The sequence below is a fragment of the Curvibacter sp. T50 genome (assembly GCF_057219955.1).
In genome coordinates this window covers 1,732,476-1,753,467 of the sequence record NZ_JBXVVU010000001.1, presented here as the reverse complement: position 1 = coordinate 1,753,467, position 20,992 = coordinate 1,732,476, and the positions used below count along the sequence as shown (strand labels likewise).

Here is a 20,992-nt window from a genome sequence, read left to right as displayed (position 1 = left end):
TCGGGATGTCGCCCCCCGCCCGGTTCAGCGGCGGGCGAGGTCGGCCGCAGTGGGCCGCTTTTCGGCGGCCTCGGTCTCGGTCAGGATCCAGACTTCGTGCAGCAGTCCCGCCGCATCCCGGGCGTAGTTGACAACCAGCTCCTGACCTACCAGGCTGCCTGACAGGGCAATCGTGTTCTGGGTATTGCGGATACGGGCGCCCGGGGAGAGTCGGTCCGTGCGTCCGTCCAGCGTGACTTCCGGTGGCGCGGTCACTATCAGGTTGCCGCGCAAGGCATGGGGCGGAAACGGTCGCTTGAGGGTCTGTGCCTGCAAGGCGCAGGTCGCAGCGGCCAAGGCGAAGGGCAGCAGGAGTTTGAGGCAGCGGTTCATGGTGTCTGTCCAGAAGCTGTGGGCGGGCGCAGTGTAGCAGCCAGAAGAAAAAACCCCAGCCTAATCGGGCTGGGGTTTTCAGTATGGTGGTGGTACCGGGACTTGAACCTGGGACATCAGCATTATGAATGCTGCGCTCTAACCAACTGAGCTATACCACCGAAGCTGCGGATTTTAGCAAAAAACGGCGGCGGTTTTTCAACGGTTGGTGAAGTGGGGTGGCCGCTTGTTCAGGAAAGCGTCCATACCTTCTTTCTGGTCGGCGGTCGCAAACAGGCTGTGGAAAATCCGCCGCTCGAACATCACGCCGTCGCTCAGACCACTTTCGAAAGCGCGGTTCACACTTTCTTTGGCCGCCATCGTGGCCAGCTGGCCGAAGCCGCAGATCACCAGGGCCGCGCCCAGCGCCTCGTCCATCAGCTTGTCCAGTGGCACCACCCGGCTGACGAGCCCCGCGCGCTCGGCTTCCTGGGCGTCCATCATGCGACCGGTAAGGACCATGTCCATGGCCTTGGACTTGCCCACCGCGCGGGGGAGGCGCTGTGTGCCGCCGGCACCGGGGATGATGCCGATCTTGATCTCCGGTTGGCCGAATTTCGCGTTGTCAGCCGCAATCATGAAGTCACACATCATGGCCAGCTCGCAGCCGCCACCCAGCGCAAAACCGGCCACGGCGGCAATCACCGGCTTGCGCACGCTGCGGATGGTTTCCCAGTTGCGGGTGATGAAGTCGTTCCGGTAGACCTCGGCAAACTCGTATTTCGCCATCGCCGAAATATCGGCGCCAGCCGCGAATGCCTTCTCGGAGCCAGTGATGATGATGCAACCAATCGCCTCATCGGCATCAAAGGTCTTGAGCGCCGAACCCAGTTCGTCCATCAGTTCGCTGTTGAGGGCGTTGAGAGCTTTGGGGCGATTGAGCGTGATGACGCCAACTTTCTCGGCTTCGATGCGGACTTCAATGGTGTTGTAGGCCATGGCGGTTTCCTAGGTTTCTGGTGAAATGGCGGGATGTCGTCCTCGACTATAACCAAGGGAAAACATTAGCCGACCGAATGGTCGGTGAATGGTACATTCCGCGCCCAAGGAGACCTCATGACCGAACCGACCGTACTGTACGAAGAACGGGGCGCCGTAGCGGTGGCCACGCTCAACCGCCCTCAGGCGCTGAACAGCTTCACTCGCCAGATGCACCGTGACCTCGGTGACGCGATGGCCCGGGTGGAAAACAACCCCGCCATTCGGGCGCTGGTCATCACCGGTGCCGGGCGGGGGTTCTGTGCCGGTGCCGATCTGGCCGAGTTCGATTTCACACCTGGCCCGGACATGGTGGCGCGCGCCGATCCAGGCCCGATCATCGACCAGGCCTTCAACCCCACCGTACGCCGGCTGCAGGCCCTGCGTGTGCCGACCATCGCGGCCGTCAACGGCGTGGCCGCCGGTGCCGGGGCTTCCCTGGTCATGACCTGTGACATCGCCATTGCCGCACCGGGGGCGAGCTTCATTCAGGCGTTCAGCAAGATCGGGCTGATTCCGGACGCCGGCGGCAGCTGGTTTCTGGTCGAGCGGCTGGGGCTGGCGCGCGCCACGGCCCTGGCGATGACCGGGGACAAACTCTCTGCAACGCAGGCACGTGACTGGGGCATGATCTGGGACATCGCCGAGGAGCCGATGGCTGCTGCCCTGGCCTTGGCCGAGCGGCTGTCGGTGATGCCGACCAAGGCGCTGGTGGCCACACGACACCTGTTGCGTGACGCCTCCACCCGCACACTCAACGAACAGCTGGACGCAGAGCGGGATACTCAGTCGGCGCTTGGTCGCACGCACGATTACATCGAAGGGGTGCTGGCTTTTCTGCAAAAGCGCCCGGCCCAGTTCAAAGGCGAATGAACCCATGAGTCATCAACCTGTCACACACCATACCCCCGAGCAGGCCCGCGACCTCGCGCACCGGGTGGGTCAGGCGATGTTTTCGGTTGACACCGCTTCGAAGGCCACCATGGGCATGGAGCTGGTGTTGTGCGAACCCGGCCGCGCCGTGATGCGCATGGTGGTGAGCGAGCGCCACCTCAACGGGCACCAGATCTGCCATGGCGGCTTCATCTTCACCCTGGCCGATTCCACGTTTGCGTTTGCCTGCAACAGCCACAACCGCAATACCGTGGCGGCCGGCTGCAGCATCGAGTTCCTGCGACCCGGCCAGCTTGGGGACATGCTGACCTGCGAAGGTCTGGAGCAGACCCTCAGCGGTCGCCACGGCATCTATGACATGAAGGTGACCAATCAGAAGGGGCAGATCGTGGCCTTGTTTCGTGGCAAGAGCGCCCAGATTCAGGGCACCGTCATTCCCGAGACCCCCGACAGTGGAGATCAAGCATGAGCGCCTTTTCCCTGGAGCCGATCGAAAAATCCAGTATTGACGAGCTGCGTACCCTGCAGCTCAAGCGCCTGAAATCGACCCTGGCCCATGCGTACGCGAATTCGCCGGTCTACCGCGCCAAATTCGACGCGGCCGGCGTGCATCCGACCGATCTCCACACCCTGGCCGACCTCGCGAAATTCCCCTTTACGACCAAGAAAGACCTGCGCGACAGCTATCCCTTTGGCATGTTTGCAGTGCCACGGGAGCAATGCGCGCGCATCCATGCCTCCAGCGGCACCACCGGCAAGCCCACGGTGGTGGGCTACACGCTCAGGGACATCGACACCTGGGCCGGTGTGGTGGCGCGCAGCATTCGCGCTGCCGGGGCCCGCCCGGGCGACATGGTGCATGTGAGCTACGGCTACGGCCTGTTCACCGGCGGGCTCGGGGCCCACTATGGCGCCGAAAAACTGGGCCTGACGGTGGTGCCCTTCGGCGGTGGCCAGACGGAACGCCAGGTACAGCTGATCCAGGACTTCCGCCCCGACATCATCATGGTCACGCCCAGCTACATGCTGGCGATTGCCGACGAGTTCGAGCGCCAGGGGCTGAACCCGGCGGACGCCTCGCTGCGCATCGGCATCTTCGGCGCCGAGCCCTGGACCAACGACATGCGGGTGGCGATCGAAAAACGAGCCGGCATCGACGCGGTGGACATCTACGGCCTGTCCGAGGTGATGGGCCCGGGCGTGGCCAGCGAATGCGTCGAGACCAAGGACGGCCCGACCATCTGGGAAGACCATTTCTACCCCGAAATCATCAATCCGGACACCGGTGAGCCCGTGGCCGACGGCGAGATGGGCGAACTGGTCTTCACCAGCCTGACCAAGGAGGCGCTGCCCATCATCCGCTACCGCACGCGCGACCTGACCCGGCTGCTGCCGGGCACCGCACGCACCATGCGCCGCATCGAAAAGATCACCGGCCGCAGCGACGACATGATGATCATCCGTGGTGTGAACGTGTTCCCGTCCCAGATCGAGGAGCTGATCCTCAAGCGCGCCGAGCTGGCGCCGCACTACCAGTGTGTGCTTACCCGCGATGGGCCGATGGACAACCTCAGGGTGCTGGTCGAAACCCGCCCCGGTCTGTCACCGGACGCGATCGAGGCCCGTGCGGCGGCCAAGCTACTGCAGCATGAAATCAAGGTCTATGTGGGCAGCAGTGTTGAAATTGACCTGCGTGCGGAAGGCGGCGTAGAGCGCAGCCAGGGCAAAGCCAAGCGTGTACTGGACTTGCGCAGCCGCTGATACGAACTTTTGCCCTACGCGAGGCATCAGGGTTTCTGGCATCGACAGGTTGGCTGGGGCAAGATTAGACTCAGACACGACAGTTTCGCAATAGTGGTTTCACGACATGATCAATCGCAGTCTGGTTTATCGAAAGTCGGCCAAAGGGGCTGAAGCCATTGCCAACCGGCAGTCTGGGCTCGCGCCGAAACTGCGGTCCGTGCTGATCATGGTGGATGGCAAGAAGACTGGCGAAGACCTTTTCAAGGTCTGCACCATGCTGGGTGATGCTCAGGCTTTGCTGGCGGAGTTGGTTGCCGGGGAACTGATCGAGCCGGTTGCTGCAAGTGGGGGCGGTGCGGCCGCAGCGCCGGTTGCAGCACCGGTGGCGGCTGGCGGGTCTCCGGTGGCTGCCGCACCGGCCTCCGGCTTCGGTCCCGCAACACAGCCTGGTCCCAGCCTTGCCGAGGCAAAGCGGCTGGCCATTCGATTGCTCAAGGACGCATTGGGGCCCCTGGCCGACGACACCTGCATTGCCGTGGAGTCCTCCAAGGACATCGAGCAGTACACCGCCGCCGTCAAAAAGGCCTATGCCTTTATCCGCAATGTGCGGGGCGGGGAGGCAGCTGCGCGCTTCGGGCAGGAGATCGAAGCGCGTTTCCCCGTGGTTTGATTGCAGCGGCGTAGCCCCGCACCGCCGTTCTTCCCTGTTGTCAGGCTTGCGGCCAGGTGGTTGCCGCGTCAGGTTTCTCCGGCGCGGCGAGCGCGATTTTTCGGGCCGGGTCGGAAACCTTCAACCGCAGTTTCAGCACTCTGCGGTCGCGACTGACCCAGATATCCAGGGGCTCCGGGGGTGTGAAGCCGTAGAGCCGCAACTCGTCCAGTTTCAGTATCCGCCAGACCTGGCGTTTGCCCGGCGGTCCGGACTCGACCGCCAGCCATTCGTCCCCGGGGGCCAGACCCGCCTGTTCCCCTGCGCCGCCGCGCAGGACAGTGTCGATCACCACGCCGGAGGTCGACTCGCTCACTTTCAGCCCAAGCCATTGCGCCATGGCCGGATCGATTTCCTTCCAGACCATGCCGGTTTCGGTCAGCAAGGTACGCAGGGGCAACTCGTCCGTACCATGAATCCATGCGGCGACTTCGGCCGAAAAGCTTCGACCACCGCAGCGTTCAAGTTCGGCGACGAAGTCTGCTTCCTGCATCGGGCCGCCTTTGCAGCGACGCCACAGACCCCGCATCACGCTGTCCAGCGTGCCCTTTCCGCTTTGGCGCAGGCTCAGGTCGAAACACAACGCGACCAACGCCCCTTTGGTGTAGTAACTGACGCTGGTGTTGGGTGTGTCGGCGTCGGGACGGTAGTAGCGGATCCAGGCGTCAAAACTGGCCTGGGCAACGGATTGAACGCGCCGTCCCGGGGTCTGCAAAACCTGCTGCACAGTCTTGGTCAGCAGCGCCAGGTAGTCCGGCAGGTCGACCAGGCCGGCGCGCAGCAGCAGGAGATCGTCGTAGTAGCTCGTGAAGCCCTCGAAAAACCACAGCAACCGGGTGTAGTTTTCTTGCGAGTAGTCGTAGCGAGTGAACTCCTGCGGGCGGAGCCGTTTGACGCACCAGGTATGAAAGTATTCGTGGCAGATCAGACCCAGCAGAGTCGTGTGACCTTCGGTCCGAGCTTTTTCACCCCGGCGCGGCAGATCGGCGCGGTTGCAGATCAGGGCGGTTGAATTGCGATGCTCCAGACCGCCGTAGCCACTGTGGACCGCGTTGATGAAAAAGATGTAGCGGTCAAATGGCGGCTTGCCCCGACCGTGCCAGAACCGGATGACCGTCTCGCAGATACGTCGGGTCTCGTCCAGCAGCCTCGCGCTGTCAAAACCGGGCGCGGCGCCGGCAACCACCAGGCGGTGCGTAACACCGCCAGCGGTGAACTCGCCGCTCCAGAACGGCCCCATTTCGACCGGGCAATCAACCAATTCGTCATAGTCCGCCGCGCGGTAGCGCCCGAAGCCGTTCGCCCTGGTGCGCACGGCGGTCAGCCCGGTGGCCAGCGACCAGGCAGGAGCGGATCTGGGTGGATGAACGTGCAGCGTGTGGGGTCGATCCGCGTAGCCATCAACCCGCAGGAACAGGCTGGTGCCGTTGAAAAACCCCCGGTCCGCATCCAGCCAGGCGGATCGTACCGACTGGTCGACCGCCTGCACCTGGTAGCGCAGAACCAGCGCTTGCTGCGGCGTGCATTCGATCTGCCAGCAACATTTGTCCACTTGCTGAACGGGCCGCTCATCGGCGCCCTGGAAGGCCTGCAGCCCGTTCAGGTGCCGTGAGAATTCCCGCACAAGATAGCTGCCGGGAATCCAGACCGGGAGCGCGACTCGCTGTTGCGCCTGCGGACTGGGAACCCGGATTTCGACGGTAAAGCGGTGCTGGTGCACATCGTCGCAATGCACTTCGCAATGAATGCCCGAGACGGGCTTGTATTGGTGAGTCATCATGTTCGGGCCCTGGCCCGTGGTGTCAGGTTCCGGCTGCGCCGATCAGACAACTGAGGGTCGCAACCAGGGTCAACCGAAATCGAAGCGGCAACCAGTGTGCCAGCCCGGCTTGCGGCCATGTCCAACGGTCAACGCCATAGCAGGCAAGTGCCAGCAGGCCCAGCAGCGGCAGCCCCGCGAAAGCCGGCATCAGGATGGTTAGCCACGCCAGGGGCGCGATCACAGCCCCCCACACCAGATGCAGCCGGTATCCGGACTCCTGCAAGGCGGCGTAGCGCAGCCCGATGCCCCAATGGATACCGCCCAGAAACGACAGCACCACGGCGCCATAGGTCGCAAGTGCCAACGCAACAAAGGGGTGCAAATCCGGTGTGACCAGCCACAGCAGGGCGGCCAAGACCACAAAAGGCACCAGCCCTGCGTAACCCAGGGCGTTGATCAGGCGATGGATGCCGCTGTGGTCCACGGGGCAGAAAACCTTGGCGGCGCCTATTTGCCGTCGCTGAGGAATTTTTCGATCTGCTGCGCGTTGATGGCGCCCGGAACGCGTGATCCATCGGCAAAGATCAGGGTGGGCGTGCCGGTAATCTTGTACTTGCGACCGAGTTCGACGTTACGCGTCAGGGCGGCGGTGTCACAGGTGGCGCTTGCGGGATCCACGTCCTTGAGCATCCAGTCGTTCCAGGCCTTGGCCCGGTCCTTTGCGCACCAGATGTTGCGTGATCGCTCGGTCGAGCCGGCTCCGAGAATGGGATACAGAAACATGTGGATGGTCACGTTGTCGACTTTTTGCAGGTCCCGTTCGAAGCGTTTGCAGTAGCCGCAGTTGGGGTCTTCGAAAACAGCCAGTTTCCGCTTGCCGTTGCCCCGCACGACAGTAAAAGCGTCTTTGACCGGCAACGAGGCGAAATCGATGGCCGTGAGCTTGTCGATGCGCTCTTCAGTCAGGTTGCGCTTGGCCTTGGTATCGATCAGGCTGCCCTGGATCAGGAAGTTGGCCTCGGCGTCGGTGTAGAGAATTTCGGTGCCGTTGACGCGGACTTCAAACAGACCCGGCATGGCGGTCCTGTTCACTTCATCAATCTTGGGCAGGTTGGGAAGCCGCTCGGCAAGGTTCTTTCGGATCGCCGTGTCGAAGGCTTGGGCCGAAAGCGCCACGACAGCGGCAGCGACAAAGGTGAGGAACGATTTCACGGCAGACTTTCTCGGTGTCAGAAGGAAGGGTGTGAGGATTGAGGGCGCAATGCCGCGCCGCAGATGTGTGTCAGCGTGGCCCCATGGCCTGCCGGGCCAGCCAGCCTTTGAGCGGTGCCAACTGATCGACGCCGGTCAGGCCCCAGTTGCGCAGACCCTCCCAGACGGCACCCTCGCGGGCGAAGAGTTGTTGCAAGATATCGGTGGTTGTTGTCATCGTCATGACCGCGCCCTGGCGCGCCCGCTCGTAGCGGCGCAACAGGCGTAGGTCGCCCGGTTCGCGCCAGTATTCGCGACCACCAAGCACTCGGGCCAACTCCGCCGCGTCGGCCAGCCCGACATTCAGGCCCTGACCAGCCAGGGGATGCATTGCGTGCGCGGCATCGCCCGCCAGTGCCCAACTGCGGCCGTCGGTCTGCCCGATCCACCGCGACGCCATCGACCGTTGCAAAGGCCAGGCCACACGATCGGCGCTTAATGTCAGGCTCCCCATGGATTGGTGGCTGGCAATTTCCAGTTCCTTTGCGAATTCCTCAGGCGACAGCGCCACAAGCCTGGGCACTCGCGCATGCTCGACAGACCAGACAACGGCGACAGAGTTCCCCTGCGGCCCGTCCAGCGGCAAAAAAGCCAGTATTTCGCCACAGGAAAACCATTGCCGGGCCACGCCGCCATGGGGAACCGATCCATGCAGCCGCGTGGCAATGGCGGTGTGCGGATAGGCCGTGGTCACGTAGTCCACCCCCAGGGCCAGTCGGGTCTCACTGGCCCGGCCTTCGCAGACCACACTCAGCCGGGCGGGCGTCGATGTGGTGACCCGCTCGATGAGGGGCTGGTAGTCAATCGCGTCATCCAGGCGGCGTTCCAGGGCTGGCACGTCGACGATCCAGCCCAGCGCCTCCACCTGTTGTTCGGCGGCGCCGAACGCCAGTGCGCCGCCCCGGTCTCCTTGCACCTCCATGCGGAGCACCGGCGTGGCTGCCGCCAGGTCCGGCCAGCAGCGCAGCGACTCGAGCAGCGCGCGTGACGTGCCGTTGAGGGCGTACGCCCGGACATCGGCACGGGCTGTTGCCTCGCCGGCTGGTGAAACAGGGCGCTCCACCAGCGCCACCCGCAGGCGCTCGCGCGACAGCAGCAGCGCGAGGGCGCGGCCAACGATGCCCGCCCCGCGAATACAGATGTCGGTGGATTTCATGCTGCCGATTCTAGAAGGGCGGTCAAAATGAGGTTTTTGTCGGGGCAAGCCCCCACCAGACTGGACAAGCGACGATGCAGGAAACCCCACCCCATACCCCGGACGAAGCCCGTCAGAAGCCCGGCACCGCCGTCACGCTGGCACGGCTGTTTGCTTACCCGGTCAAATCATGCGCCGGCGTTGAACTGGATGCGGTGGAACTGACGGAAGCCGGGTTGGACCTGGACCGGGCCTGGATGGCGGTCGACCAGCGGGGCGACTTTGTTTCGCAGCGTCAGTTGCCGCGGATGGCGCTGATCCGGTGCCAGATTCGCAGCGAGGAACTGGTCTTGCGTGCTCCGGGCATGCTCGCTTTGCATCTGGCCATCAACGCGGTCGAAAAACCGGTGCGGGTTCAAGTCTGGGACGACAGCGTGCCCGCTTTTGACATGGGCAATGTCGCGGCGCAATGGTTTTCGGACTTCCTCGGGCACCGCCTGCGGCTGGTTCGCTTCGATCCTGAGCACCGGCGGCTGTCGCAGTTCCGGTGGACGGCTGGCCTGGAAGCGCCCAACCAGTTCTCGGACGGATATCCGCTGCTGGTTGTCTCGCAGGCCTCGCTCGATTCACTCAACATGCGGCTGACCGCACGCGGGCATGCCGCGGTTGGCCTGGAGCGGTTTCGACCCAATCTGGTGCTGTCGGGTGTGCAGGCTCACGAGGAGGACTTCATCCGCGATGTACGCCTGTCTGGCGCTGACGGACCCGTCACCCTCCGGTTGGTGAAACCGTGCGCGCGGTGCCCGATTCCGGATATTGACCCGTCTACGGCCGAGCGTTCGACCGCCGTGGGCGACACGCTGGCCACCTATCGCGCCGACCCGCGGCTGGATGGGGCGCTGACGTTTGGCATGAACGCCATCGTGCTGGAGGGCGACGGGGTGCGACTGCAAAAGGGGCTGCCCGGCAGTGCGACCTGGCGCTTCGATTGAGGCCGCTCGTAGAATCGCAGGCTTTGCAGACCGTCCGAAAGCGCCTTCATGAGCCTCAAATGTGGCATCGTGGGACTGCCCAACGTGGGCAAGTCCACCCTGTTCAATGCCCTGACCAAAGCCGGTATTGCGGCTGAAAACTACCCGTTTTGCACCATTGAGCCCAATGTCGGTGTGGTGGAGGTGCCCGATCCCCGCCTGACCGAGCTGGCAAAGATTGTCAAACCCGAGCGGGTGGTCCCGGCCATCGTCGAGTTTGTCGACATTGCCGGCCTTGTGGCCGGAGCCAGTCAGGGTGAAGGCCTGGGCAACCAGTTCCTGGCCCACATTCGGGAGACCGATGCCATCGTCAATGTGGTGCGTTGCTTTGAAGATGACAACGTGATCCATGTCGCCGGCCGCGTAGACCCCATTGCCGACATTGAAGTGATTCAGACCGAACTGTGCCTGGCTGACCTGGGCACCGTGGAAAAGAGCCTGCATCGCTACACCAAGGCGGCCAGGTCGGGCAATGACAAGGAGGCGGCCAAGCTGGTGCAGGTGCTGACCAAAGTGCAGGCCGTGCTGGACCAGGGGAAGCCGGCCCGCACACTGGCGCTGAGCAAGGAGGAGCAACTGTTGCTCAAGCCGCTGTGCCTGATTACCGCCAAGTCCGCCATGTTCGTCGGCAACGTCAGTGAGACGGGTTTTGAAAACAATCCTTATCTGGACCGGCTGAAGGAATACGCCGCATCGCAGAACGCGCCGGTGGTGGCCATCTGCGCCAAGATGGAAGCCGACATGGCCGACATGGGCGACGAAGACCGCGCCCTGTTCCTCGAAGAGATGGGCCAGACCGAGCCGGGCCTGAACCGCCTGATCCGCGCCGGCTTCAAGCTGCTGGGATTGCAGACCTACTTCACTGCCGGCGTCAAGGAAGTGCGCGCCTGGACCATCCACATCGGCGACACCGCGCCGCAGGCCGCAGGCGTGATCCACGGCGATTTCGAGCGCGGCTTCATCCGCGCGCAGACCATCGCCTATGACGACTATGTTGCCTGTGGCGGCGAGCAAGCGGCCAAGGATGCAGGGAAGATGCGCAGCGAGGGGAAAGAATACGTCGTCAAGGACGGCGACGTGATGAATTTCCTGTTCAACGTCTGACACGGCAGCGCGGCGACGGATTTGGCGGCTTTTTGACCTATACCCAGCGTGAAAAGGTCGTTTTTAGCTATAATAAAAATAGCGATCAGCCAGTCCATTGGCCGGGTATGAGCCACAGCAACGCGGCCGTCATGACCAGGTAGCGGCCGAACTTGCCGATCGCCATGTAGAGAACGCAGGGCCAGAACGGCAGGCGCAGCCAGCCGGCGACGGCACACAATGGGTCGCCGACAGCGGGCAACCACGACAGCAGGCAGGCTTTCGGGCCAAGTTTCTCCAGCCATCCCAGCGCCCGCACATGCGTGCTGGAGTGGCGGTATCGATCGACCATCCGGTGTGTTCCCCAGCCCATCCACCAGCTCACTGCGCCGCCCAGCGTGTTGCCGATGGTGGCGACCGCAATGGCCGGCCAGAACAGATCGGGATTGAGCTTCACCAGGCCAAAAACGGCGGGTTCGGAACCCATGGGCAACAGCGTGGCGGAGACGAAGGCGATCACAAAAACGGTGCTCAGCCCGAATTCGGGCAGCGCCAGCGCAGCGAGCAGGGAACTGATCCAGGCTTCCATAACAGCCGCGAGTGTAGTCAGCCCGGTGGTCATTGCGCCTGCTGAAATTTTAGGCAGGTACAATCCCGCTCCCCGCCTCCGGACCCCATGCCGCACAATCCCGCTTGCCTCTCGATTGGTCAATACGCCGTGCCCAATCGCCTGTTTGTTGCCCCGATGGCGGGAGTGACCGACCGGCCGTTCCGGCAATTGTGTCGACAGTTCGGGGCGGGCTATGCGGTCAGTGAAATGGTGACCTCACGGCCGGATCTCTGGCACACCCTCAAAACCTCGCGTCGGGCGGACCACACCGGCGAGCCCGGGCCGATTGCCGTGCAGATTGCCGGCACGGACCCGCCGATGATGGCCGAGGCTGCTGCCTATAACATCGACCGTGGCGCCCAGATCATCGACATCAACATGGGCTGCCCGGCCAAGAAGGTCTGCAACAAGTGGGCCGGCTCGGCGCTGATGCGTGACCAGGCGCTGGCCTTGTCCATTGTCGACGCGGTGGTCGCTGTGTGTGCGCCCCGCAAGGTGCCGGTGACGCTGAAGATGCGCACCGGCTGGTGCGACGCGAGCCGCAATGCGGTTACGCTGGCCCGCGCGGCGGAGTCGGCCGGCGTAGCCATGATCACCGTTCACGGCCGCACGCGCGAGCAGGGCTACCGTGGCGCGGCGGAATACGAGACCATCGCGGCCGTCAAGGCGGCAGTGACGGTACCGGTGGTAGCCAACGGGGACATTACCAGCCCGGCCAAGGCGCGTGCGGTTTTGGCCGCGACTGGCGCTGATGCGCTGATGATTGGCCGTGCGGCGCAGGGCGCGCCCTGGATTTTTCGGGAAATCGCCCATTACCTGGACACCGGTGAAACCTTGGCACCACCCCTGGTGGCGGAAGTGCGCCGCGCTTTGCTGGCACACCTGCAGGCTCATTACGGTCTGTACGGCGAATACAGCGGGGTGCGCTCGGCCCGCAAGCATATCGGCTGGTATGTGCGGCAGTGGCCCGGCGGCGACGTCCTTCGCCAACACATCAACACCGTGGACGAAGCGCCTGCTCAATGGCAGGCGGTATCCGATTATTTCGATCAGCTGGCTGACCGGTTCGATCGCCTTCCGGCCCCGGGTCCGGACGGGCTTGCCGATGCGGCCGCTGACAACTCTGTGGAACATGCGTCATGACCCAGCCTGGCATTGAAGAATGCGTTCGTGCGAACCTGGAAACCTACTTTCGAGATCTCGACGGCACGCCGCCGAGCGACATGTACGACATGCTGGTGCGTCTGGTGGAAAAGCCGCTGCTGGAAGTGGTGATGGCGCAGGCGCAGCAGAACCAGTCGCGCGCGGCCGAGTGGCTGGGCCTGAACCGCAACACCCTGCGCAAGAAACTCGTCGAACACCAACTCCTCAAGCCCTGAACGGGCCTTCGCCATGAACGCACTCCTTTCCGTATCCGACAAGACCGGCATCGTCGACCTCGCCCGGGCCCTGCATGCCCAGGGCATCCGGCTGCTGTCCACCGGCGGCACCGCCAAACTGCTGGCCGACAACGGCCTGCCGGTGACCGAGGTGGCCGAGATGACGGGCTTTCCCGAAATGCTCGACGGCCGCGTCAAGACCCTGCATCCGCGCGTGCACGGCGGCCTGCTGGCGCGCCGGGACGTGCCGGCGCACATGGCCGCGCTGGCCGAACACGGCATCGGCACCATCGACTTCCTGGTGGTGAACCTGTATCCGTTCGAGGCCACGGTGGCCAAGCCCGGCTGCACGCTGGAAGACGCGATCGAGAACATCGACATCGGCGGCCCGGCCATGGTGCGCAGTGCCGCCAAGAACTGGAAGGACGTGGCGGTGCTGACCGATGCGTCGCAGTACGCCACGGTGATGGCGGAGCTCAAGGCCAACGGTCAGGTGTCCCGCAAGACCCGGTTTGCGCTGTCGGTGGCGGCGTTCAACCGCATCAGCCAGTACGACGGCGCCATCAGCGACTACCTCTCCGCCGTGCAGGTGGGCGAGGACGCCCCGGCCGATGACCAGGCGCCCACGCTGGACCTGTTCCCCGGCCAGAGCAACGGCCGCTTCGTCAAGGTGCAGGACCTGCGCTACGGTGAAAACAGCCACCAGAGCGCCGCGCTGTACCGCGATCTGTATCCCGCGCCGGGCTCGCTGGTCACCGCGAAACAGCTGCAGGGCAAGGAACTCTCTTACAACAACATCGCCGACGCCGATGCCGCCTGGGAATGCGTGAAGAGCTTCGACACGCCGGCCTGCGTCATCGTCAAGCACGCCAACCCCTGTGGCGTGGCCATCGGGGCCAACGCGCTGGAGGTGTACAGCAAGGCCTTCCAGACCGACCCGACCAGCGCCTTCGGCGGCATCATCGCGCTGAACTGCGAGCTGGACGAGGCCGCGGCGCAGCAGATTTCAAAACAGTTCGTCGAGGTGCTGATGGCGCCGGGCTTCACCGCCGGCGCGCTGGAAGTCTTCAAGAGCAAGGTCAACGTGCGCATCCTGCAGATCGACCTGCCCGCGCCGCTGGGCGCTTCCCGCTCGGGCGTGGCCGCCTGGGACCAGGGTCGCAACGCGATCGACATGAAACGCATCGGCTCCGGCATCCTGCTGCAGACCGCCGACAACCATGTGCTGCAGCGCGCCGACCTGAAGGTGGTGACGAAGCTGCAGCCCACGGCGCAGCAGCTCGACGACCTGATGTTCGCCTGGACCGTGGCGCAGTACGTCAAGTCCAACGCCATCGTGTTCTGCAAGGACGGCATGACCATGGGCGTGGGCGCCGGGCAGATGAGCCGGCTCGATTCCGCCCGCATTGCCAGCATCAAGGCCGGCCACGCGAACCTGTCGCTGCAGGGCACGGCGGTGGCGAGCGACGCGTTCTTCCCGTTCCGCGACGGCCTGGACGTGGTGATCGACCACGGCGCCACCTGTGTGATCCAGCCGGGTGGCTCCATGCGCGACCAGGAAGTCATCGCCGCCGCCGACGAGCGCGGCGTGGTGATGGTGTTCAGCGGCGTGCGCCATTTCCGGCACTGATCCGGCGCCGTGCCACCCGGCAGGGGCCGCCGACGCCGGCCCGGGCATCAAAAAAGCGGCCTCGGCCGCTTTTTTTTATGATTTCGGCCGATAGCCATCGGCAAATGGTCATTGTTTGCTATAGGTATTATAGTAATCTGAACACATCACGTGCCGCCGACACCGTCTCGTCGATGTCCGCTGCGGTGTGGGCCGCGCTCACAAAGCCCGCTTCGTACAGGGCCGGAGCGATGTAGACGCCACGGTCCAGCAGGCCGTGGAACAGGGTGTTGAAGCGGGTGCCATCGGTCTTCATGACCTGGGCGTAGTTCTGCGGCAACTCGGGCAGCAGGAAAAAGCCGAACATGCCGCCTTCGCTGTCGGCGCAGAACGGCACGCCGGTTTCCTGCGCTGCGCCAGCCAGCCCGTCGACCAGGCGGCGCGTCATGGCCGAGAGCGATTCGAAGAAACCGGGGCGGCTGATCTCGCGCAGCGTGGCCAGCCCGCAGGCCGTGGCCACCGGGTTGCCCGACAAGGTGCCCGCCTGATAGACCGGGCCCAGCGGCGCCAGCTGCTCCATCACCGCGCGTTTGCCGCCAAAGGCCGCCAGCGGCATGCCACCGCCGATCACCTTGCCCAGCACCGTCATGTCGGGCTCGAAGCCGGGGATGTCGCGGGCGTAGACGCTTTGCGCGCTGCCCAGCGCCACCCGGCAGCCGGTCATCACCTCGTCGAACACCAGCAGCGCGCCGTGCTGGCTGCACAACTCGCGGCAGCGGCGCATGAACGGCAGGCTGGCGCGCACGAAATTCATGTTGCCGGCGATCGGCTCGATCATCAGGCAGGCGAGGTCCTGGCCATGCAGCGCGAAGGCCTCTTCGAGCTGGGTCACGTTGTTGTATTCGAGCACCAGCGTGTGCTGCACCACCTCGGCCGGCACCCCGGCGCTGGTGGGGTTGCCGAAGGTGGCGAGGCCCGAGCCCGCCTTGACCAGCAGGGCGTCGGCATGGCCGTGGTAGCAGCCCTCGAACTTGATGATCTTGCTGCGCCCGGTGGCGCCACGCGCCAGCCGGATCGCGCTCATGCCGGCTTCGGTGCCCGAACTCACCAGCCGCACCATGTCCATGGACGGCACCAGCGCCAGGATGGCTTCGGCCAGTTCGATTTCGCGCTCGGTCGGCGCACCGAACGAAAAGCCGTCGACAGCGGCTTTCTGCACCGCCTCCAGCACCGCCGGATGGCCGTGGCCCAGGATCATCGGGCCCCAGGAGCCGATGTAGTCAATGTGGCGTCGGCCGTTGGCGTCCCAGAAGTACGCACCCTGGGCGCGCTGCACAAAGCGCGGCGTGCCGCCGACGGCGCGAAAGGCGCGCACGGGTGAATTGACGCCACCGGGAATCACGCGGCGGGCGCGGTCGAACAGGGCGATGTTGCGGTCAGTGTCGGGTTTCATTGAAGGGGTCATCGAAGATGTCGCCAGGTTGAGGGGACGAGGGGTCGGTGCCCTCAGGATCGGAGGGGTCTGTGCCGTCGCCCTGCGCCCAGAACAAGCGGTCCGGGACGAACCGTCCCATGCCAGGGCGGAAGCCGGCGTTGAGGGCCTCGTCAAGATACTCCAGAGCCTCGGCGACCGCCGTGTTCAGGTCGCTGCCTGTGGCCAGCAAGGCTGCAAGTGCCGCGGACAAGGTTTCTCCGGCGCCGACAAAGCGGGCCTCAAAGCGCTCGAATTTCCGGGTGAACAGAACCGACTGTGGCGTGGCCAGCGTATTCTCGATTGACCCGGTTGCTGGCGTCTGTCCGGTCACCAGGACGTAGGGTGTGCCGTGCTCCGAGGCTGCGCGCGCGATATCGCGTGGCCCGGGGTTCTGGTCACTCTCCCAGTCCGGCAGCAACCAGCGGCGCAATGTGCTGTGGTTTCCTACCAACAGCGAAGCTTGCGGTAAGAGAAGGTCTGTAAACGCCTCCTGGTAGGAATCGATGTGGGTCTCGTCCCACCACGACAGGTCCGGCATGTAAGCGATAAGTGGTACGTCCGGATAGTCGGAGGACAACTCGGCGATCTGCCCGAGGATGGCCGGGGAGCCGGCAAAGCCCACCTTGATGACCCCGACCGGGATGTCTTCGAGGACGGCCCGCGCCTGCTCCGAAACCGACTCGTCGTCAAAGGCCGCAAAGCCGTGGATTTCGGCGGAATCCCTTGTGTAGGCGCCAGTTACGACGGGCAAAGGGTGGCAGCCGACCGAACCGATGGCCTGGACATCGGCGCCCAGTCCCGATGCCCCGCTGGGGTCTACGGCGTTGAAAGTCAGGACGCTGACCGGCTGATCCGCGACCTCAGCGGTCTGGTGAGAGGGGTCTTCTGCGTCCGGGACCCGGTGGGGGGGCAAAGTCATGCGGCGGAGCGCGGCCGACGCGTCAGCCGCAGAGGGATCGCCCCAAGGGGCTCGATACAATGATTGCATTCTATGTGAAGGACTTTTAAGCTGTGACCAGTAACACGCACAACAAGACTTGGATGTGTCTGATTTGCGGGTGGATCTACGATGAGGCAACCGGCGCACCGGACCATGGAATCGCACCGGGAGTGGCTTGGAGTGATGTTCCGATGAACTGGACCTGTCCTGAATGTGGAGCCCGCAAAGAAGACTTCGAGATGGTGGAAATCTGACAGACCTTAGGCGGGCGCTCGAGCAATACGCGCCCCCATTCCGACTACAGGGGTTCAAATCTTGAGTACACCGCGAACCGCTATCAGGGTGCTGGTCATCGACGACAGCAACACGATCCGGCGAAGCGCCGAAATCTTCCTCAAGCAAGGCGGGCACGAAGTCCTGTTGGCCGAAGACGGTTTTGACGCCTTGTCGAAGATCAGCGACAACCTGCCCGATATCATTTTCTGCGACATCCTCATGCCGAGACTGGATGGCTATCAGACCTGTGCCATCATCAAACGCAACGCCCGCTTCGCCCATGTTCCGGTGGTGATGCTCTCGTCCAAGGACGGAGTCTTCGACAAAGCGCGCGGGCGCATGGTCGGGTCACAGGAGTACCTGACCAAACCCTTTACCAAAGACCAGTTGCTGCAAGCCGTGCAGCAGCACGGAAACCATGCCCCAGGAGGACAGTGATGCCAATCAAGAAAGTACTGATCGTTGACGATTCCAAGACCGAACTGATGTTCCTGACCGATTTGTTGCAGAAGCAGGGCTTCCTGGTACGGACTGCCGAGAATGGCGAAGAGGCAATGAAACGGCTTGCTGAAGACAAACCGGACCTGATCCTCATGGATGTGGTGATGCCGGGCCAAAACGGCTTCCAGGTAACCCGGGCCATCTCCCGCGACCCGCTGTACTCCGATGTGCCGGTGATCATGTGCACCAGCAAGAATCAGGAAACTGATCGGGTATGGGGCATGCGCCAGGGAGCGCGGGACTATGTCACAAAACCGGTTGACAGCGAGGAACTGCTGTCCAAGATTCGCGCGCTGGGTTGAATGACCCATGGCCAGTCGTGAAGCGCTCCGGGATTTTCAGGGCCGTCTGGCAGACAGGCTCAAGCAGGCCCGCGCGTCCGGCGCGTCGGCGTCCTGGTTGGCGCTGGTCGCTGGCGGACACCGGTTTCTCTTCCCGCTCAGTCATTCGGGCGAGATTTTCCCAATGGTGCCGTTGCAGCGGGTTCCGTACACACGCGACTGGTTTCTTGGCGTCGGCAATTTGCGCGGCAACCTTTTCGGGATTGTTGACTTCGGTGGGTATGTCAGCGGCAAGCCGGTGCCGCCACGTTCTGAGACCCAATTGGCCCAGTCTCGGGTGGTCGTCTTCAACCCGGTGTTCGGTGTCAACTGTGGATTGCTCGTCGACAGCCTGGTGGGTTTGCGCAACACCGATTCATTTCTTCGCTCCGGTACCAGCCCAGCGGGCTCTCCAGCCTTCTTCGGGCATCTGTATACCGATGAAAGAGGACTGGATTGGCAGGAAATCAATCTGCAAAGCCTCTCCCAGCAACCCGAATTTCTTTTAGTCAGCGCCTGAACGTTTCGAGGAAGGCAAAAAATGTCCCTGATCCAGAAAATTGCCCAAAAGCTTTCCAGCAAAGGAAAGTCTGCCCAGTCGGACGCACGCGAGGGGGCCAGTGTCGACTTTTCCGTGGTGTCGGAAGACCGGTCGATCGCAATGGATTCGTCGCAGTCGCTGGCCGTCGACGCAACGGCGGCAATGGCGGCCCCGGTTGCCCAGGCGCCATTCGACGCATCGGCCCAAAGTGCCGATGGCGAGGATGCGGGCAGGCCGGTCGGGGATCTTGTCACGGTGCCAATTCTGGGCTCTCGAACCGCAGCCGAACACCAGCGGACGTTGGGGATTGCGCTGGCGGTCTCGCTGGTGGCACTGGCCGGCGTGACCTTCTATGCGCTCAATCAGGCGGATAAGGTGGCCCAGCAGGTGGGCGCGTCGGGACAGGCGCTAACCCAATCGCAGCGATTGGCGAAGTCGGTTTCACAGGCTTTGCTGGGAAGCCCCCAGGCCTTTGCCGAGGTGAAAGAAAGCTCGGAGATTTTGGCCAAATCTGTTCGAGGCCTGAAGAACGGCGACGCCGAACTGCGCCTTGATGCGGTCACGGGCATTGATCCGGAAGCGCTCGACAAATCCCTTCCGTTGGTTGATGGTGCGGAAAAGAGCGCTGCGGCCGTCATGGCGCAACAGAAGATCCTGACCCAAGTCGGCTCAGCCCTTCGAACCATCAACCGCCAGTCATCGGATTTGCTGGAGATCGCGGAGACGGTTTCTTCGCTGAAGCTCCAGCAAAACGCACCCGCCGCGGAGATCTCGGCGGCCGGTCAGTTGGTGATGTTGACCCAGCGTATCGGTAAATCCGCCAACGAGTTTCTGACCATGGAGGGCGTCAGCCCCGAGGCGGTTTTCCTCTTGGGCAAGGACTTGAACTCCTTCAAGGAGATTTCACAGGGACTTCTGGACGGCAGCGCCGAACTGCGACTGTCTCCGGCCAAAGATGCGCAGACGCGTGAGCGCCTCGATGCTTTGCTCAAGTTGTACGAAGAAACCCGCGGGCAGGCCGGTGCGATTCTGGGCAACCTTCAGGGCTTGGTATCTGCCCGTGAAGCCCAGGCGGCGATCATTGCCGACAGTGAACCGCTTCGCCGCAGCCTGCAGGAGGTTCAAGAGCAACTCGCGGCCAAAACGGGTCTGGGTACGGGCCCGTTGCTGATGCTGGCCCTGAGCGCCTTGGCCGCGCTGGGTTGTGCGGGGGGCTTTGCCTATGTTCAGCTGCAAGATAGCCGGGCTCGCCAGTTGGTTGCGGAACGGCAACGGCAAGAAGCGGAACAACTCGAACTGGAAGCAAAACGTATCAACGACGCCAACCAGGCCGCCATTCTGAGGCTGATGAACGAACTTCAGACCGTTGCGGAAGGTGACCTGACACAGGAAGCCACCGTGACCGAAGACATTACCGGCGCAATCGCCGATTCGGTCAACTACACCGTGGAAGAACTCCGGCTGCTTGTGGGCAACGTACAGTCGACAGCAACCCGTGTGGCCCAGACGACCGGCCAGGTGGAGAGTACGTCCACCGAGCTGTTGGCCGCATCGACGGAGCAGCTGCGCGAGATTCGTGAAACCGGTCAGTCGGTGCTGGACATGGCGTCTCGAATCAACGAGGTGTCGGGCCAGGCGCAAGAGTCGGCCACGGTTGCGCGTCAATCACTTATGGCGGCGGAATCTGGACTGGGGGCGGTGCAGGCGGCCATCGGCGGCATGAACTCGATTCGCGATCAGATTCAGGAGACTTCGAAGCGGATCAAACGACTGGGCGAATCGTCCCAGGAGATCGGGGAAATTACTGAACTGATCTCGGACATTACCGAACAGACCAACGTGCTGGCCTTGAACGCCGCCATTCAGGCGGCCTCCGCCGGTGAAGCCGGGCGGGGCTTCTCGGTGGTGGCTGAAGAAGTGCAGCGACTGGCCGAGCGGTCGGCGGATGCAACGCGGCAGATCTCTGCGCTGGTGAAGGCGATTCAGACCGATACGCAGGACGCGGTGGCCGCCATGGAACGCTCGACGCAGGGTGTGGTCGAGGGCGCGAAACTGTCCGATAACGCGGGGACGGCGCTGTCGGAGATTGACCGCGTTTCGCGCCAACTTGCCGAGCTGATCGAGCAGATTTCGACGGCTGCATCTCGCGAAGCCGAATCGGCCAACGTGGTGGCGGGAAACATCCAGCACATTTTTGCCGTGACCGAGCAGACGGGAGAAGGTACCCGATCGACAGCTGACCAGGTTCGTGAACTCTCCCGCATGGCAGACGAGTTGCGCCAGTCGGTTTCGCGGTTCAAGATCGCGTGACGCAGCGCGCGTTTACCGGCCTGTCAATTTGGAGC

At 63.4% G+C, this 20,992-nt stretch carries 23 protein-coding genes and 1 tRNA gene; 14 read left to right on the top strand and 10 right to left on the bottom strand.

Features of this window, described 5'->3' with window-relative positions:
* Nucleotides 1-24: 24 nt before the first annotated feature.
* The 3 genes from AC2EBU_RS08350 to AC2EBU_RS08340 form a co-directional block, all read right to left on the bottom strand.
* The gene (locus AC2EBU_RS08350; protein WP_484609894.1) at nt 25-372 is read right to left on the bottom strand and encodes a hypothetical protein; all 348 of its coding nucleotides are present in this window, start codon (nt 370-372) and stop codon (nt 25-27) included.
* Nucleotides 373-456: 84 nt separating this feature from the next.
* A tRNA-Met gene (locus AC2EBU_RS08345) sits at nt 457-533 on the bottom strand.
* A 37-nt stretch (nt 534-570) separates the two neighbouring features.
* On the bottom strand, nt 571-1,350 hold the full coding sequence (locus tag AC2EBU_RS08340; RefSeq protein WP_484609893.1) for an enoyl-CoA hydratase: 780 nt from the start codon (nt 1,348-1,350) through the stop codon (nt 571-573).
* A 117-nt stretch (nt 1,351-1,467) separates the two neighbouring features.
* On the opposite strand from AC2EBU_RS08340, the gene AC2EBU_RS08335 reads away from it, so the two are divergent.
* The 4 genes from AC2EBU_RS08335 to AC2EBU_RS08320 all read left to right on the top strand — a co-directional run bounded on the left by AC2EBU_RS08335 (nt 1,468) and on the right by AC2EBU_RS08320 (nt 4,696).
* On the top strand, nt 1,468-2,262 hold the full coding sequence (locus AC2EBU_RS08335; protein ID WP_484609892.1) for an enoyl-CoA hydratase-related protein: 795 nt from the start codon (nt 1,468-1,470) through the stop codon (nt 2,260-2,262).
* 4 nt (nt 2,263-2,266) lie between these two features.
* Nucleotides 2,267-2,752: a hydroxyphenylacetyl-CoA thioesterase PaaI gene (gene paaI, locus AC2EBU_RS08330; RefSeq protein ID WP_484609891.1), complete on the top strand. Its 486-nt coding sequence runs from the start codon at nt 2,267-2,269 to the stop codon at nt 2,750-2,752.
* A complete protein-coding gene (gene paaK, locus AC2EBU_RS08325) occupies nt 2,749-4,044 on the top strand; it encodes a phenylacetate--CoA ligase PaaK (protein ID WP_484609890.1) in 1,296 nt (431 codons plus the stop codon). Before paaI ends, paaK begins: the two co-directional genes overlap by 4 nt.
* Before the next feature lie 106 nt (nt 4,045-4,150).
* Nucleotides 4,151-4,696, top strand: a complete 546-nt coding sequence (locus AC2EBU_RS08320) for a hypothetical protein (RefSeq protein WP_484609889.1) — start codon at nt 4,151-4,153, stop codon at nt 4,694-4,696.
* 40 nt (nt 4,697-4,736) lie between these two features.
* Here the strand turns inward: AC2EBU_RS08320 and AC2EBU_RS08315 are convergent, their stop codons facing one another.
* From AC2EBU_RS08315 to AC2EBU_RS08300, 4 genes are all read right to left on the bottom strand, one after another.
* A complete protein-coding gene (locus tag AC2EBU_RS08315) occupies nt 4,737-6,512 on the bottom strand; it encodes a M61 family metallopeptidase (RefSeq protein ID WP_484610146.1) in 1,776 nt (591 codons plus the stop codon).
* Nucleotides 6,513-6,537: 25 nt separating this feature from the next.
* Complete coding sequence (locus AC2EBU_RS08310; protein WP_484609888.1) at nt 6,538-6,981, bottom strand: DUF3429 domain-containing protein; 444 nt, start codon at nt 6,979-6,981, stop codon at nt 6,538-6,540.
* A 23-nt stretch (nt 6,982-7,004) separates the two neighbouring features.
* Complete coding sequence (locus tag AC2EBU_RS08305; protein ID WP_484609887.1) at nt 7,005-7,709, bottom strand: DsbC family protein; 705 nt, start codon at nt 7,707-7,709, stop codon at nt 7,005-7,007.
* 70 nt (nt 7,710-7,779) lie between these two features.
* The gene (locus tag AC2EBU_RS08300; RefSeq protein WP_484609886.1) at nt 7,780-8,904 is read right to left on the bottom strand and encodes an FAD-dependent monooxygenase; all 1,125 of its coding nucleotides are present in this window, start codon (nt 8,902-8,904) and stop codon (nt 7,780-7,782) included.
* Nucleotides 8,905-8,978: 74 nt separating this feature from the next.
* On the opposite strand from AC2EBU_RS08300, the gene AC2EBU_RS08295 reads away from it, so the two are divergent.
* Nucleotides 8,979-9,875, top strand: a complete 897-nt coding sequence (locus AC2EBU_RS08295; RefSeq protein ID WP_484609885.1) for an MOSC domain-containing protein — start codon at nt 8,979-8,981, stop codon at nt 9,873-9,875.
* A gap of 48 nt (nt 9,876-9,923) precedes the next feature.
* Complete coding sequence (ychF, locus tag AC2EBU_RS08290; protein WP_484609884.1) at nt 9,924-11,018, top strand: redox-regulated ATPase YchF; 1,095 nt, start codon at nt 9,924-9,926, stop codon at nt 11,016-11,018.
* Between the two features lie 85 nt (nt 11,019-11,103).
* Here the strand turns inward: ychF and AC2EBU_RS08285 are convergent, their stop codons facing one another.
* Entirely contained in the window at nt 11,104-11,586 is a 483-nt protein-coding gene (locus tag AC2EBU_RS08285; protein ID WP_484609883.1) for a YqaA family protein, read from the bottom strand.
* 87 nt (nt 11,587-11,673) lie between these two features.
* Here AC2EBU_RS08285 and dusB point away from each other — a divergent pair, with 87 nt between their 5' ends.
* Genes dusB through purH form a run of 3 tightly spaced genes read left to right on the top strand, consistent with a single transcriptional unit; the run spans nt 11,674 to nt 14,616 of the window.
* Complete coding sequence (dusB, locus tag AC2EBU_RS08280) at nt 11,674-12,750, top strand: tRNA dihydrouridine synthase DusB (protein ID WP_484609882.1); 1,077 nt, start codon at nt 11,674-11,676, stop codon at nt 12,748-12,750.
* The gene (locus AC2EBU_RS08275; protein WP_484609881.1) at nt 12,747-12,986 is read left to right on the top strand and encodes a Fis family transcriptional regulator; all 240 of its coding nucleotides are present in this window, start codon (nt 12,747-12,749) and stop codon (nt 12,984-12,986) included. The genes dusB and AC2EBU_RS08275 overlap by 4 nt, the downstream gene beginning before the upstream one ends.
* 13 nt (nt 12,987-12,999) lie before the next feature.
* Nucleotides 13,000-14,616: a bifunctional phosphoribosylaminoimidazolecarboxamide formyltransferase/IMP cyclohydrolase gene (purH, locus tag AC2EBU_RS08270; protein WP_484609880.1), complete on the top strand. Its 1,617-nt coding sequence runs from the start codon at nt 13,000-13,002 to the stop codon at nt 14,614-14,616.
* 127 nt (nt 14,617-14,743) lie between these two features.
* Here purH and hemL read toward each other — a convergent pair whose 3' ends face one another.
* Both hemL and thiD read right to left on the bottom strand, forming a co-directional pair.
* Nucleotides 14,744-16,048 (bottom strand): glutamate-1-semialdehyde 2,1-aminomutase, encoded by a 1,305-nt coding sequence (hemL, locus tag AC2EBU_RS08265; RefSeq protein WP_484609879.1) that lies wholly within the window; start codon nt 16,046-16,048, stop codon nt 14,744-14,746.
* Nucleotides 16,032-16,988: a bifunctional hydroxymethylpyrimidine kinase/phosphomethylpyrimidine kinase gene (thiD, locus tag AC2EBU_RS08260; RefSeq protein WP_484609878.1), complete on the bottom strand. Its 957-nt coding sequence runs from the start codon at nt 16,986-16,988 to the stop codon at nt 16,032-16,034. Before thiD ends, hemL begins: the two co-directional genes overlap by 17 nt.
* A 122-nt stretch (nt 16,989-17,110) precedes the next feature.
* Between thiD and AC2EBU_RS08255 the strand changes: the two genes are divergently transcribed.
* From AC2EBU_RS08255 to AC2EBU_RS08235, 5 genes are all read left to right on the top strand, one after another.
* Entirely contained in the window at nt 17,111-17,263 is a 153-nt protein-coding gene (locus tag AC2EBU_RS08255; protein WP_484609877.1) for a rubredoxin, read from the top strand.
* A 61-nt stretch (nt 17,264-17,324) separates the two neighbouring features.
* Complete coding sequence (locus tag AC2EBU_RS08250; RefSeq protein WP_484609876.1) at nt 17,325-17,723, top strand: response regulator; 399 nt, start codon at nt 17,325-17,327, stop codon at nt 17,721-17,723.
* Nucleotides 17,723-18,088 (top strand): response regulator, encoded by a 366-nt coding sequence (locus AC2EBU_RS08245; RefSeq protein ID WP_484609875.1) that lies wholly within the window; start codon nt 17,723-17,725, stop codon nt 18,086-18,088. Before AC2EBU_RS08250 ends, AC2EBU_RS08245 begins: the two co-directional genes overlap by 1 nt.
* A gap of 7 nt (nt 18,089-18,095) precedes the next feature.
* A complete protein-coding gene (locus tag AC2EBU_RS08240; RefSeq protein WP_484609874.1) occupies nt 18,096-18,626 on the top strand; it encodes a chemotaxis protein CheW in 531 nt (176 codons plus the stop codon).
* A gap of 21 nt (nt 18,627-18,647) precedes the next feature.
* Nucleotides 18,648-20,957 carry a methyl-accepting chemotaxis protein gene (locus AC2EBU_RS08235; protein WP_484609873.1) on the top strand — a complete coding sequence of 770 codons (2,310 nt, stop codon included), beginning with the start codon at nt 18,648-18,650 and terminating at the stop codon, nt 20,955-20,957.
* Nucleotides 20,958-20,992: the final 35 nt, after the last annotated feature.

Bases quoted from the DNA above. Each gene is read 5' to 3' on its own strand.
- AC2EBU_RS08350 (WP_484609894.1), bottom strand. From the start codon at position 372: ATGAACCGCTGCCTCAAACTCCTGCTGCCCTTCGCCTTGGCCGCTGCG.
- purH (WP_484609880.1), top strand. From the start codon at position 13,000: ATGAACGCACTCCTTTCCGTATCCGACAAGACCGGCATCGTCGACCTC.
- paaK (WP_484609890.1), top strand. From the start codon at position 2,749: ATGAGCGCCTTTTCCCTGGAGCCGATCGAAAAATCCAGTATTGACGAG.
- hemL (WP_484609879.1), bottom strand. From the start codon at position 16,048: ATGAAACCCGACACTGACCGCAACATCGCCCTGTTCGACCGCGCCCGC.
- dusB (WP_484609882.1), top strand. From the start codon at position 11,674: ATGCCGCACAATCCCGCTTGCCTCTCGATTGGTCAATACGCCGTGCCC.
- AC2EBU_RS08300 (WP_484609886.1), bottom strand. From the start codon at position 8,904: ATGAAATCCACCGACATCTGTATTCGCGGGGCGGGCATCGTTGGCCGC.
- AC2EBU_RS08255 (WP_484609877.1), top strand. From the start codon at position 17,111: ATGTGTCTGATTTGCGGGTGGATCTACGATGAGGCAACCGGCGCACCG.
- AC2EBU_RS08235 (WP_484609873.1), top strand. From the start codon at position 18,648: ATGTCCCTGATCCAGAAAATTGCCCAAAAGCTTTCCAGCAAAGGAAAG.
- AC2EBU_RS08295 (WP_484609885.1), top strand. From the start codon at position 8,979: ATGCAGGAAACCCCACCCCATACCCCGGACGAAGCCCGTCAGAAGCCC.
- thiD (WP_484609878.1), bottom strand. From the start codon at position 16,988: ATGACTTTGCCCCCCCACCGGGTCCCGGACGCAGAAGACCCCTCTCAC.
- AC2EBU_RS08245 (WP_484609875.1), top strand. From the start codon at position 17,723: ATGCCAATCAAGAAAGTACTGATCGTTGACGATTCCAAGACCGAACTG.
- paaI (WP_484609891.1), top strand. From the start codon at position 2,267: ATGAGTCATCAACCTGTCACACACCATACCCCCGAGCAGGCCCGCGAC.
- AC2EBU_RS08275 (WP_484609881.1), top strand. From the start codon at position 12,747: ATGACCCAGCCTGGCATTGAAGAATGCGTTCGTGCGAACCTGGAAACC.
- AC2EBU_RS08240 (WP_484609874.1), top strand. From the start codon at position 18,096: ATGGCCAGTCGTGAAGCGCTCCGGGATTTTCAGGGCCGTCTGGCAGAC.
- ychF (WP_484609884.1), top strand. From the start codon at position 9,924: ATGAGCCTCAAATGTGGCATCGTGGGACTGCCCAACGTGGGCAAGTCC.
- AC2EBU_RS08285 (WP_484609883.1), bottom strand. From the start codon at position 11,586: ATGGAAGCCTGGATCAGTTCCCTGCTCGCTGCGCTGGCGCTGCCCGAA.
- AC2EBU_RS08320 (WP_484609889.1), top strand. From the start codon at position 4,151: ATGATCAATCGCAGTCTGGTTTATCGAAAGTCGGCCAAAGGGGCTGAA.
- AC2EBU_RS08315 (WP_484610146.1), bottom strand. From the start codon at position 6,512: ATGACTCACCAATACAAGCCCGTCTCGGGCATTCATTGCGAAGTGCAT.
- AC2EBU_RS08335 (WP_484609892.1), top strand. From the start codon at position 1,468: ATGACCGAACCGACCGTACTGTACGAAGAACGGGGCGCCGTAGCGGTG.
- AC2EBU_RS08340 (WP_484609893.1), bottom strand. From the start codon at position 1,350: ATGGCCTACAACACCATTGAAGTCCGCATCGAAGCCGAGAAAGTTGGC.